This is a genomic window from Sphingomonas yabuuchiae (assembly GCF_001477495.1).
In the GTDB taxonomy this organism is placed as follows: domain Bacteria; phylum Pseudomonadota; class Alphaproteobacteria; order Sphingomonadales; family Sphingomonadaceae; genus Sphingomonas; species Sphingomonas yabuuchiae_A.
Window position 1 is genome coordinate 23,253 of sequence record NZ_LDTF01000005.1, and the last position, 12,088, is coordinate 35,340.

At 66.8% G+C, this 12,088-nt stretch carries 14 protein-coding genes and 1 riboswitch; of the genes, 3 read left to right on the top strand and 11 right to left on the bottom strand.

Annotated features, from left to right (window positions below; all coding sequences use genetic code 11):
• Nucleotides 1–119: 119 nt before the first annotated feature.
• From NS355_RS01125 to NS355_RS01140, 4 genes are read right to left on the bottom strand one after another with little or no spacing between them, the layout of a single operon-like run.
• A complete protein-coding gene (locus NS355_RS01125; protein ID WP_058743978.1) occupies nt 120–491 on the bottom strand; it encodes a tRNA-binding protein in 372 nt (123 codons plus the stop codon).
• Nucleotides 478–1,149: a glutathione S-transferase family protein gene (locus tag NS355_RS01130; protein ID WP_007405605.1), complete on the bottom strand. Its 672-nt coding sequence runs from the start codon at nt 1,147–1,149 to the stop codon at nt 478–480. Before NS355_RS01130 ends, NS355_RS01125 begins: the two co-directional genes overlap by 14 nt.
• A 53-nt stretch (nt 1,150–1,202) precedes the next feature.
• On the bottom strand, nt 1,203–2,684 hold the full coding sequence (locus tag NS355_RS01135) for a hypothetical protein (protein WP_084787422.1): 1,482 nt from the start codon (nt 2,682–2,684) through the stop codon (nt 1,203–1,205).
• On the bottom strand, nt 2,617–4,779 hold the full coding sequence (locus NS355_RS01140) for a TonB-dependent receptor (protein WP_058743989.1): 2,163 nt from the start codon (nt 4,777–4,779) through the stop codon (nt 2,617–2,619). Before NS355_RS01140 ends, NS355_RS01135 begins: the two co-directional genes overlap by 68 nt.
• A 181-nt stretch (nt 4,780–4,960) precedes the next feature.
• A riboswitch (cobalamin riboswitch) is annotated at nt 4,961–5,181 on the bottom strand.
• An 88-nt stretch (nt 5,182–5,269) separates the two neighbouring features.
• Here NS355_RS01140 and NS355_RS01145 point away from each other — a divergent pair.
• Nucleotides 5,270–5,605, top strand: a complete 336-nt coding sequence (locus NS355_RS01145; protein WP_244489508.1) for a hypothetical protein — start codon at nt 5,270–5,272, stop codon at nt 5,603–5,605.
• An 80-nt stretch (nt 5,606–5,685) separates the two neighbouring features.
• Here the strand turns inward: NS355_RS01145 and NS355_RS18050 are convergent, their stop codons facing one another.
• Genes NS355_RS18050 through NS355_RS01170 form a run of 6 tightly spaced genes read right to left on the bottom strand, consistent with a single transcriptional unit; the run spans nt 5,686 to nt 9,203 of the window.
• Nucleotides 5,686–5,832 (bottom strand): entericidin A/B family lipoprotein, encoded by a 147-nt coding sequence (locus NS355_RS18050; RefSeq protein ID WP_082669938.1) that lies wholly within the window; start codon nt 5,830–5,832, stop codon nt 5,686–5,688.
• A gap of 58 nt (nt 5,833–5,890) precedes the next feature.
• Nucleotides 5,891–6,772, bottom strand: a complete 882-nt coding sequence (locus tag NS355_RS01150; protein WP_058743979.1) for a hypothetical protein — start codon at nt 6,770–6,772, stop codon at nt 5,891–5,893.
• A gap of 2 nt (nt 6,773–6,774) precedes the next feature.
• Nucleotides 6,775–6,957 (bottom strand): hypothetical protein, encoded by a 183-nt coding sequence (locus tag NS355_RS01155; RefSeq protein WP_058743980.1) that lies wholly within the window; start codon nt 6,955–6,957, stop codon nt 6,775–6,777.
• Complete coding sequence (locus tag NS355_RS01160) at nt 6,954–8,441, bottom strand: PAS domain S-box protein (RefSeq protein ID WP_058743990.1); 1,488 nt, start codon at nt 8,439–8,441, stop codon at nt 6,954–6,956. Before NS355_RS01160 ends, NS355_RS01155 begins: the two co-directional genes overlap by 4 nt.
• 32 nt (nt 8,442–8,473) lie before the next feature.
• Nucleotides 8,474–8,851 carry a CsbD family protein gene (locus NS355_RS01165; protein ID WP_058743981.1) on the bottom strand — a complete coding sequence of 126 codons (378 nt, stop codon included), beginning with the start codon at nt 8,849–8,851 and terminating at the stop codon, nt 8,474–8,476.
• A gap of 31 nt (nt 8,852–8,882) precedes the next feature.
• Nucleotides 8,883–9,203: a hypothetical protein gene (locus tag NS355_RS01170; RefSeq protein ID WP_058743982.1), complete on the bottom strand. Its 321-nt coding sequence runs from the start codon at nt 9,201–9,203 to the stop codon at nt 8,883–8,885.
• A gap of 323 nt (nt 9,204–9,526) precedes the next feature.
• Between NS355_RS01170 and NS355_RS01175 the strand changes: the two genes are divergently transcribed.
• On the top strand, nt 9,527–10,711 hold the full coding sequence (locus NS355_RS01175; RefSeq protein WP_058743983.1) for an alpha/beta hydrolase-fold protein: 1,185 nt from the start codon (nt 9,527–9,529) through the stop codon (nt 10,709–10,711).
• 45 nt (nt 10,712–10,756) lie between these two features.
• Here NS355_RS01175 and NS355_RS01180 read toward each other — a convergent pair whose 3' ends face one another.
• Nucleotides 10,757–11,176: a DUF3597 family protein gene (locus NS355_RS01180; protein WP_058743984.1), complete on the bottom strand. Its 420-nt coding sequence runs from the start codon at nt 11,174–11,176 to the stop codon at nt 10,757–10,759.
• 152 nt (nt 11,177–11,328) lie between these two features.
• Here NS355_RS01180 and NS355_RS01185 point away from each other — a divergent pair, with 152 nt between their 5' ends.
• The gene (locus tag NS355_RS01185; protein ID WP_058743985.1) at nt 11,329–11,913 is read left to right on the top strand and encodes a DUF4142 domain-containing protein; all 585 of its coding nucleotides are present in this window, start codon (nt 11,329–11,331) and stop codon (nt 11,911–11,913) included.
• The last annotated feature ends 175 nt before the right edge of the window (nt 11,914–12,088 follow it).

Sequence of the window (12,088 nt, forward strand, 5' to 3'; positions counted from 1 at the left end):
GACGAGGATGGTACGCTTCGCGGCGCGGGGCGCAAGGGGTAATGTTAAGGCTAACAGTGGGTATGGCGTTGCCTTCGACCGCGCTCAACCTGAGCGAAGTCGAAGGCCAAGGGAATCCCTCAGAACAACCGCCCCCCATTCGGCACACCCGAATCCGGCGCGATCAACACCACCTCCCCGTCCGCATCGGGAAAGCCCAGGGTCAGCACCTCGGACATCATCGGCCCGATCTGGCGCGGGGGAAAGTTGACCACCGCCGCCACCTGCCGCCCGACCAAAGCCTCCGGCGTGTAATGCCGGGTGATCTGCGCCGAGGAGCGCTTGACCCCGATCACCTCGCCGAAATCGATCGTCAGCTTGATCGCGGGCTTGCGAGCCTCCGGGAAGGGCTCGGCGGCAATGACGGTGCCGACGCGGATATCGACTGCCAGGAAATCCTCGATCCCGATACGCTCGGAGGGCTTGGGCGCGGGCGCGTCAGAAGTCGACATTGTCGTAATGCGAAGGCGGCGTGACCATCTCCATCCGCTCGGACAGCAGCGGGCGGAAGGAGGGGCGGCTCTTCAGCCCGCGATACCAGCGCGCGGTCTGCTCATGCCCCTTCCAGTCGATACCGCCCAGATAATCGGCGACCGAAATTTGCGCCGCCGCCGCCAGATCGGCCAAGCTCATCGTCGCCCCGCCCAGCCAGTTGCGATGGTCGAGCAGATAGTCGGTATAATCGAGATGCCCGACCGCTGCCTTCATCGCCTCGCGCAGGCCCTTGGCATCGGGGCTGCCGGTGCGCGCGACACGCTTGACCATGCGTTCGTGGAGCAAGGGGCCGGTCACGTCCTGATAGAAATGCGTGTCGAACCACGTCACCAGCCGCCGGATTTCGGCGCGGCCGACGGCGGTGCCGTTGATCATCGCCGATTTTTCGACCGTCTCCTCGAAAAACTCGCTGATCGCCATCGAGTCGACCAGCAGCACGCCGCGCTCCTCATCGACCATCACCGGGGTCTGCCCGGCGGGGTTCATGTCGAGGAATTCGTCGCGCCGCTGCCACGGCGACTCGCGCACCAATTCATAGCCGACGCCCTTCTCGCCCAGCAGCAGCCGGACCTTGCGGGAAAAGGGACAGAGCGGGAATTGGTAGAGTTGCCACATGCCGCCCACTTAAGCGGGCGGGACGCACGACGCCAACCCCGCCGACAATGTTTTCACCCCTTACGACGCGCAGGGCGGCGCAACCGGCGCCATCCGAGCACGATACCGCTGATCGACAGCACCAGCCCGGCGAGCGACCAGAGCCACATCCAGCCGGTCCAGACCCAGAAATGCGCGGTCAGCCACGGCCAATCCCAGGTGTGGAGCAGCGAATAGACCCAGCGATAGGCGCGCCGCGTGCGGTCCTGCCGCTCGACCAGTGCACCGCTCATCGGATCGATATAGAGCCAGGTCGCCGCCGCATCGTCGAACTGCAACCGCCATAGCGGCAACCGGGTCGCATCGGTCCAGTAGAAGTCGGGCCGCGCCAGCCATTCCCGCGCCACCCGCCGTCCGCCCGGCACCAGCATCGCGGCGCGCAGCGGGTCGGCGGCTCGGGCCGGGGAAAGCGTCGCCTGCTCCAGCCAGAGCGGATGCGGCGAGGCGCGGTCGATTGCGATCCGGGCGAACCCGGCGTCCCCGCTCCACTCGATGATGCGCGCGTCCGGCGCGGTCCGGGCCAGCCGGTCGAGATCGCGCGGTTCACCCGCTCGCCCGGCATAGGCCCGCATCGCCGCCACAGGCACCTCGCCTCCGGCAAAGGCATGGCCCGGATCGACCGACAGCCAGCCGCTGACGATCCAGCTGGTCAACATCACGCCGCCCGCCAGCCCGCTGACATGATGCCAGAGCATCCAGCCGCGATAGGGCGTCATCCGCCCACCCCGATAGCGCCGCCGCCCGGCGCGCAGCCGCCATATGCCGATCCACAGGCCGGTCAGCGCGACCGCGATGCACGGGCCCGCCACCCACATCACCGCCTGCCGCCAAGCCTCACGATCCCGGCGCAACAGGGTCGGGTAGATCCAGTGCGGCACCGAGCCTAGCCAGTTCCAGAACCGCTGCCCCCGCGTCGTCCGCTGCACCGGCTGGCCGGTCAGGCTGGAGATATAGAGTTCGGTCCCCGCCGCATCGGCCAGCGCGACCTTCCACAAGGGACGATGCCGGTCGAACCCGCCCGCCACCGTCCATTGATCGTCCGCGATCCGCTCGACCGTGCGGACCGGCCCTGCAAAGCGAGTCGCCACGCGCAGGGCCATTGCAGCATCGACCGGGGTGATCGATCCACCCTCCGCCGACACGATGCGGGTATCCCCCTCGCGGCTTTCGATCCGCCAGACCGGCGCTCCGTCGCGCATCTCCAGCGTGATCCGCCGAGCATCCCGCGCCGCCGGGGGCTGCCCAACCCGCGACCAGTCTATCGGCAGCGCACCTGCCCAGCTCTGCCCCGGTTTGAGCGACGGATAGGGCATGTACAGCATCACCAGCCCGCTCGCGAACCACATGGCGAAGAACAGGCAGGTGACGATGCCGACCCAGCGATGGGTGAGGAAGGCGAGCCGCAAAGCCGCCTTCCCCCAGGACCGGTCAGAACCCGGCACGAAGCGCCACGTCGAGTGCGCGCGGGCGGCCCAATATCCATTGCTGGTCGCCATAGGCCGTCACCGCATAGGCCTTGTCGAACAGGTTATAGACGCGGATATCGACCGCTAGATGCGGCGTCAGCGCATAGGACAGGCTCGTATCCACCGTCGCATAGCCTGGGATGCGGAACGCCTCGCCATTGTCGGAGAAGCGCCGCCCGACATAACGCAGCCCGGCGCGCGCCTGCAGCTTGGCCGAGGCATCCCAGCGCAGCCAGAGATTGGCCAACGCCTCGGGCACGTTGGGCGGGGTGCGGCCGCTATAGTCCACGCCGCCGGACCGGAAATCATCGAACCGCGCATCCAGCAGCGTGCCGTTCGCATCGATGCCGAAGCCCTGCGGCAGATCGAGCGTCACCGCCGCCTCCACGCCCTGCGACGAGCGCTGGCCGACCTGCTCGACCGGGCTCGCCAGGGTGCGCTGGGCCAGCAGCCCGGTCTTGACGATGCGATAGGCGGCCAGCGTCGCGGTGCCGTGTCCGTTCGCGAACAGCCACTTGGCCCCCGCCTCGACCTGATGGCCGCGCGCGTTGCTATACTGGACCTGCCCGGTCGACACGGTGGTCAGCGTGCCCAGCGGATCGACGCCCGTGGCATATTGCGCATAGAGCGACAGGGTCGGCACCGGCTGATAGACCAGCCCCGCGCGCCACGTCGCGTTGCGGAACGTCTTTTCCAGCACGAAGCGGTCGGGGGCAGCGACCGTCCAGCGGCGGACATTGTCCACCTCATAGCGGACACCGCCAACCACCGACCATTTCGGGCCGAGGGTCACCCGATCCTCGGCGAACACCGCCAGCGCGGTGGTCCGGGTGCGATAGCGCGGGGCGATTCCCTGCGTGTCGAGGAAGCGGCCGGGATCGAAGGCGAAGGGATCGACCGCATCGACCTGTTCGACCGAACCGAAGTCGTTCTCATGGGTGAAGCGGACCAGATTGGCGTCCACCCCGGCGACCAGCGCGTTGGTGATGCCCGGTGTGATGCCGGTGCGCCAGGTCGCGCTGGCCTGATCGCCCCATTGGGTCAGGTCGTGGCGGATGCCGTAATTGCTGCTCCGCCTTATCGTGCCGGGGGTGCCCGTCGATCCGTCCGCACAGGCGCCGCTCGACGCGACCCAGCAATAGCTTTCCAGATTGCGCCAGAACCGGTCGCTGGTCAGCACATAAGCGATGTTGGACAGGCTGACCGCGCTGCTCGGCGTCCAATCGACACGGATCGAGCCACGGTCGTCGCGGTAGCGCATCCGCCCATCGCCGACATTATAGTTGCGATCCCGCAACCGAAAATCGAGCCGCCCGTCGATCAGCGGCGTACCGAAGTAAGCTATGGGCCGCTGGTCGCCATGATCGCCGCGCACCGTCACCGCCAGTGTCGAGGACGGCGTCCAACGCAGCGTGCCCGACAGCGCGACGCTGTCCGAGCGCCCCCGATCGACATAGCCGTCCGACCGGCGATAGCTGGCATCCACGCGGTAGCCCAGTGTGGGGGTCAGCGGCCCGCCCAGCCCGGCGGCCGCACGGACACTATCCTGCCCGCCATAGCCGATCTCGGCCTGGCCATGGGTCTGCGCGGAGGGCGCACGCATCACGACATTCACCGCGCCGCCCAGCGCGCCCTGCCCATAGAGGACCGAGGCGGGGCCGCCCAGCACGTCGATCCGCTCGACCATCCAGGGGTCGGTCGGAAAGGTGATCGTCCCCGCCGCCGGGAACAGCCGAACGCCGTCGATCAGTTGCAACACCGATCCCTGCCCCGAAAAGCCGCGCGCGGCGAGCGCCGTGCCGCCATTGCCCGGATTGGCGACGCTCGACAGGCCGGGCGCGCGCGTCTCCGCCTCCACGATCGACAGGTCGCCGCGGGCGCGGATCGTCCCGCCATCCAGCGAGGCGATGCTCGCGGGCGTCTCCAGCGAAGTCAGGCCCAACCGGCTGCCGGTGGCGTTAGGCGTGTCGAGCGCCTGTTTCTCCCGCGTGCCGATCACCAGCACGGTGGCATTGCCCCCCTGCTCTTCGGTCTTTTGCGCTCTTGCCTCCGTCGCCCCCAGCAGAAGCGCCGCGCTACCCCACAGGACCTGAGGAACCTGTCCGAATCTGTTACGATATATCATTTCAAAGCCCATAGCGTCTTGTCGCGAACAAGCCGAGGCCTTACCGCCCGATTTCGGGCAGCCGGGTACTCTGCGTGCGGCACGCCGTTTTCCGCATTCCACAGGGCCACCCATGCGCCTCCGCCACTTATGGCGTCGCTCGTCGGAACAGACCTAGCCTCGACCATCCCCTGGACCGGGCATGAGCGACCTGACGCCGGCAGGTCTCCTGGCTCACGGGTCATCGCGGACGATTGCGCCTTCCCAGGTTGCCCCAGTGGCTGGATCGCCCAAAAAAGGCCGACCCGTGCATCGCCGCTCACCGCTTACAGTTGCAGGGACAGCCTCGGATTCAGGCCAAGGCCCTCACCGTGTTCCCTTTTAATCTCCCTTGTCGGGAGAACCGGCGCGATCATATCGCCGGATCATTCCGGCCCCGTATCGCTACGCGGGGGCGATGGAGGACGTCAAGCGGGATGAGGTCGCGGCGTCCTTGCGCTATGGCGGCCCCATGGCACGCAGGAACCGCTATCTGATCGCAACGATGCCCGATGGCTATGTGAAGACGATCGGCCCGACATCGCAGCCCTTCACCCATTATTGGCGGATCGTCGCCGATCTGGGCGGCGGCAAGACCGAAGTGTTCTGGGGCCACGCCAAGTCGCGCAAGGCGGCGATGGCAAACGATGCTGCCATGACGGAAGCGGTGCGGCAGCGCGGCTGGGTAGGATACCAGTTCGAGGTCGTCGAACTGGTCGAGGCGGATGAAGCGCCGGATAAACCAAAATCCTCCCCGGTACGGGGAGGGGGACCGCCGCGCAGCGGTGGTGGAGGGGGGATTCGGTAAGGGGACGTACCCGGCGGCACGCCCCCTCCACCATGCTTCGCATGGTCCCCCTCCCCATTCCGGGGAGGAATATTGCGGCCTTACTTCTTCGGTTTGTTCTCGCCCGACGCGTCCGAAATTGCGGACCCGGCCGAGCGCAGGTCGCGGCCCGCGCCGTTTACAGTGTTGCAGGCCGACAGCGTCAGCACGGCGAACAGGGTGGCACCCAGAGCGATCTTCTTGGTCATGACGATCTCCTCGAAAAAGGGGTGCGGCGGGCCCGATACGCCGGCCCGCCGCGGGTACTCAGCGCAGACGACGGCGGCTGGCCGCCGTTGCGCCAAAGGCGGAGGCACCGGCACCGACCAGCAGTGCGAGCACCAGGATGAACGAGGTCTTGGCACCGGCCCCGGCGGCGGCATCGGCGGCCTGCTTGGCCTTGGCGACCGCTTCGTTCTTGGTCTGGACGAATTCGGCCTTGGCCTGATTCACCTGGGCCTGGGCTTGGTCGCGGCTGATCTTGCGCTGGGCGGCGACGATGTCGACCACGCGCGCTTCGGCCCGGGCGCCGTCCACACCGCCACGCGCCATGGCGGGCAGCTGCTTGGCGATTTCCTTCTGCGCCTGCTCCGGGGTCATCTGCGCCGGATCGGTGGGCGTTTCGGTCAGATACTTGGCGGCTTCGGCCTGCACGTCATTCTGATCGACGCCCGCGACCTGCGCGACCTTCGGCGCGGCCGCACCCACGGTCGAACCGGCGGCACCCGCCACCGCGCCGACGGTACGGAACGCGCCACCGATGATCCCGCCGACCGCCGACGTCAGCAGATACATGGTCAGGAGCAGCGTGACGCCCCACACGACCAGACCGTGGACCAGCGCATCGAACTTCTCGGTCACGCCCGACACGCGCGCCGCGGCATAGCCGCCCGCGCCCAGTGCGACGACCGTGGTGATGAGCCAATAGAGGCCCGCCCCGATGCCGAAGCCCGCCGCGCCCGGCGTCGAACCCTGAACCGGGTCGACCATCGACAGGCCGATGCCGGTGCCGAGGATGCCCATCACCAGCTGGACCGCGACCGCGATCACGACACCGGCGAAGATCGCGCCCCACGAAATGCGACGGGTCGCGCGGACGATCGCGCCCTCTTCCACCGGCGCATAGCCGGGCGTTACATGCGTAGCCATATTCACTCCTGTTCTTTCGGTTTTCGGGCAGGACCGGCCTTTTTGGTGCGGGCCGCCGCCTCTTGTTCCTCGCGCCCCTGGCTGATGGCGGCGTCGTCGCCGATCAGCTTCCCGATCGTCTCGCGTGCCGCCCCTTTGGCATGGCGCACGCGATCGGTCGGATTCCGGAAAGTCTTGTCGCTCATGCGGGCATCTCCCGTCGGCCAAGTGCCCCCTCGCCATCGAAGCCGCGCGCATGCGCCCAGGCGGCGGCGGCGGTGCGGCGGTTCACGCCGATCTTGGCGTAGATGCGCGCGACATGGTTGCGCACCGTATTGCCCGACACGCCCAGCGCCCGCGCGATGCTCTTGTCGTCCAGCCCGCGACAGATCAGGCCCAGCACCTCGCGCTCACGCGCGGTCAGGTCGTCCAGGCTCGCACCGCCCAGCTCGTCCTGCGGCGCGCGCAACCGGGCCAGCTTGTCCATGATCGACCGGCTGAACCAGCTGGTGTCCTTCATCACCGCGTCGATCGCCTCGACCAGTTCCAGCTCCGTCGCCTTGCGCTGGGTGATGTCCTGAAACGCCCAGAGAACGCAGGTATCGCCGCCCAGCGTGATCGATTCGGTCGACACCAGACAGTCGCTGCGCCCGCCGTCCTTGGCGACGATCCGCGCCTCGACACCGCGCAGGTCCCGGCCGTCGTCGATCGCCGCCTCGATCTCGGCCTGCGTCGCGTCGTTCGCCCACAGCCCGACATCGGCCAGCGAGCGCCCGATGATCTCGGTCGTGCCGTATCCGGTCAGCTCGGCGAAGCTGGCATTGACCTCGCACAGCACATGGCCGTCGCGCGCACCGATCGCCATCGGCACCGGTGCCATCTGGAAGGTGCGGGTGAACCGCTCCTCGCTGTGGCGCAGCGCGGACTCGGCCTTTCGGCGCGGCTCCAGATCGGCGAAGGTGAACAACATGCAGGGCTGGTCGCCCATGTCGATCGGCTGGCCCGCAACGATGACCAGCTTGGTCCCGCCACCCGGCAGCGCCAGTTCCGCCTCCATCTGCGGAATGGTCCGCCCCTCGGCCAGCCGCTCCTTCGCCAGTTCCACCCGCTCGGCGCCGCGCAGCACGTCGATGTCATAGACGGTACGGCACAGCACCTGATCGCGCGGATATCCGGTCATCTCGACAAAGCCCTGGTTCACCTTGACGAACCGCAGGTCGGCCAGGCGACAGATGATCGCGGGCGCCGGGTTGGCGTTGAACGACTGTTCGAACCGATCCTCCGCCTCGTAACGGGCGGTGACGTCCTGGATGATCAGGACGACGCAGGTCGGCTCGCCGTCGTCGCGGTCGTTCAGGACCAGGCTGCGCACCTGATGGACCCAACGCGGGTCCTTCTCGCCCTCGACCGCAACTTCGACCACGACCTCGGAGAAGGACTCGCCCGCCGCGACCCGCTCGACCGGATAATCGTCGGCCTCCAGCCGATGATTATTCCGGTAGCGCAGGCGGAAGCGGCGGCGATACTCGTCCACCGTCCGACCCAGCTGCTCCAGGCGTTCGACCCCGTGCATCGCCAGCGCGGCATCGTTCGCCCAGAGCAGGCTCTGGTCGGGGTCGATCAGGATCACCCCCTCGTCCAGCCCCGCGACGATCTGTCGCAGGTGCCGGAGGTCGGCGGTATCCCGCATGGTGGCGAGCGAGGGCGCCAAGCTGTCCGCCCTTAGTCCCGGCGCCCGTGGATCAGCGCCGCGAGCGCATAGCCGCCCAGCGCCGCGACGACGGCCCAGACCACGCCGTTATTGCCGTTATTGGCGCGCACCGCGTCCACGGCCTTTTCCGAACCGCGACGCGCGGCAGCGACCGAGCGATCGGTGGCCTCGCCGATCCTCTCGCGCGCTTCCTCGATCAGGCTGGGGGTCGCATCCGCCACCTCACCCGCGACCGACTGGGCACGACCGAACAGATGCTCGGCGCTGCCCGCGACCTGATCGGTGACACCCGCCACCTTCCAGTCGCGGCTGTCGACGGCATCGCCGATCGCCTTTTCCACCTTGCCACCGAAATGGCGCGCATTGCCGTGCAGTTCATGCTTGTTCATCGTTCGTCTCCGAAAATGAAAAGAAAGGATGTCAGGGAGCCACACCGCAGGTGGCGGCGGCCTTGCCGACCTCCAGCGCGATCTTCGGGTCTCTGATCTCGCTCGCGACCCGGATCAGATCGCCTGCGGTCAGCTGGCCGGGATTGGGATCGTCGCGACGATAGGCCGCGGCGGCATTGCCCAGCTGTTGCAGCTGCCCCAGCGACAGGTTGCGCTCCAGCCGCTGGCCGACACAGGTCGAACGCTGGCTGTCGAGGCCATAGCGCTCCAGCCCGGTGGCGATCCGCGTCGAAGGCGGCGTGCACGCTACCGCGACGAGCGCGATGCCGATGCTTGCGAGGATTCTGGCCACCCGGTTGCTCCCGTGCGACCGGCGGCGAAATGCGACCGATCTGGCCGGGTACAACTTATGATAGGTTAAGCCGTTCCTGGTACTTTTGCGGGAATGGTTGGTAGTCTTCTACCCCATGAAGGGCGCCAACGGACAAATGGGTCCGGTCGGCAGCGCTGTCATTCGTCGAGCAAACTGGACGGCACCGCAAAGGATTTTATCGACAAACCGCTGTCTTGACGTCGTTTTTTGCCAGACCGCCTTGCCTGATGCGGCCACAAACGGCACCATCCAACCTCCGACATGGTCGATATGAACCAACGGATGACGAGGGAGGATACGCGATGAAGATCCTGTCGGTGGCGGCCATAATAGTGGCGATCGCCCCGTCCATGGCCTCTGCCCAGACCACGCCGCAGACCGCCCCACCAGCGGTGATCGAGGATTTCCGCCCCTCATCGCTCAACCAGCCGGGCCAGTCCTATCCGCAGGTCAATTCACAGGGCTATGCCCGTTTCCGCATCTCCGCCCCCGATGCCAAGGCGGTGAAGGTCAGTCTGGGCCTGGGCGGACGCGGCGGCACCGTCCTGACCAAAGGCCCCGACGGCAGCTGGACGGGAACGTCGGAGGGGCCGCTCGACGAGGGATTCCATTATTACCATCTGACCGTCGATGGCGGCATCTTCAACGATCCGGGGACGCTGAACTTCTATGGCTCGACCCGCTGGGAAAGCGGCATCGAGATTCCGGCGCACGACGCGGATTTCTATGCGCTGAAGGATGTCCCGCATGGCCGGGTCGAACAGATCCTGTTCCCATCGCCCAGCACAGGGACCCCGCGACGCGCCTTCGTCTACACGCCGCCCGGCTATGACCGGAACAGTCGCGATCGCTATCCGGTGCTGTATCTCCAGCATGGCTGGGGCGAGGATGAGACCGCCTGGGCGAACCAGGGCCATGCGAACCTCATCATGGACAATCTGATCGCGGCCGGAAAGACGCGGCCGTTCCTGATCGTCATGACCTATGGCATGACCAACAGCATTCGCCCCGGCGCGCCGGGCGGTCTGGCGAGTTTCGACATCCGCCCCTTCCAGAGGGTGCTGCTGGACGAACTGATTCCCTATGTCGACGGGCATTACCGCACCCTGTCCGACCAGCGCCACCGCGCCATGGCCGGGCTGTCGATGGGCGGGTTCGAGACGAAGCTGATCGCGCCCCAGCATCTCGACCGTTTCGCCTATATCGGCCTACTCAGCGGCGGCACCGTGTCGGCGGAGGATGTGAAGACGTGGCCGGGCTATCGCGACAAGGTGAAACTCACCTTTGTCAGCTTCGGCAGCCGTGAGTTGGAGGGCGGGCGCAGTGGTCCGCCCGGTGGCCCCCGCAGCGATCCCCGCGCCAATGCCGCCGCCCTGTCGTCCGCCGGGATTAGGAATGTCTTCTACGTCTCGGAGGGCACGGGCCACGAATTCCAGACGTGGCGGCGCAGCCTGCAAGCCATGGCCCCGCTCTTGTTCCGGGATTGAGAAAAAGGGGCGGCGGCCATACGGACCGCCGCCCCTCCCGGAACGTCAGTTGCGCAGGCTGTCGGGCACGATACCGCCATTTTCGGCGAGCTTGGCCATCACCGCCTTGTGAAGCGCGATATTCTGCTCGGCCGATCCGTCCTCGGCGGCATGCACGCCCAGTTCGTTGGCCAGTTCCTTGCGCGCCGACAGGCTCGAATCCAGGTCGAGCAGCTTCAGCAGATCGACGATCGAGCTCTGGTAATTGCCCCCGCCGCCCTTCATCGACGCCATTTCCGACAGGACCGCGCCGACATCGACATTCTGCGGCGCCGGGGTCGGAGCGGCGGCGGGGGCCGATGCGGGTGCGGGCGCGGCGGCCGGTGCGGGCTGCGCCTGGGCCGGAGCGGGTGACGGCGCAGGCGCGGCTTCGGCCTTGCTGCCATGGTGGAATATCTTGTTAAGGATATTGCCGAAAATGCTCATCGGGTGTTTCCTTCGCTGATCGGATGCGACGATGCCCGCTTCAACGACGCAACCGCGCTCAGGGTCCGCTCGCCCGACGAGAGGGACGGTGGGAACGTCATGGCCCGACAGACGCTTAGACAGCATCTGTGTCGTCTTTTCAGGGGTTTGCCATGACCATCCGTTCGACCCTCATCGCCACCACCGCCCTGCTCGCGCTGGCGGCCTGTGGCCAGAAGCAGGACAATTCGTCGACCTATACGACGAACAGTGCTGACACGGTCAACCAGGCCGATGCGTCTATGCCTGCCCCGGCGCAGACCCCCGCGATGAGCGCGGCGCAAAGCTTCGTGAATACGGCGGCGGCGAGCGATGCCTTCGAGATCGAGACGTCCAAGCTCGCGCTGACCAATGGCGCTTCGGCTTCGGTCAAATCCTATGCCCAGAAGATGATCGACGCCCATACGGGCTCGACCGCGAAGCTGAAGACCCTGACCTCCGGAATGAACCCCGCGCTGACGCCCAATGCCACGCTGAACGCGCAGCAGCAGGCGACGCTAGACCAGTTGAAGTCGCTGAACGGCAAGGCCTTTGACGAGGCGTATATCGCGGCGCAGACGACTGGTCATCAGCAGACGCTGGATGCGCTGAAGGCGTATGCGACGACGGGTGATACTCCTGCGCTGAAGAGTTTTGCGAGCGACCTCATCCCGACGGTGACGGCGCATCTGAACATGGCCAAGGGTCTGAAGGCTTAAGGCCGGTCAGCCGGCGATTTTATCGGGCTGCGGATCGACCAGAGGGAGGGATATGGCGATGGCGATGTCCCTCCCTTTTCGTTTAGGCGAGGCCGGGTCGCGACGCCTTATGCTGACAGCGCAGCGGGTCGCGAGCGCGGGGAGACGATCCACTCCGGTCACTTATAAACATCTC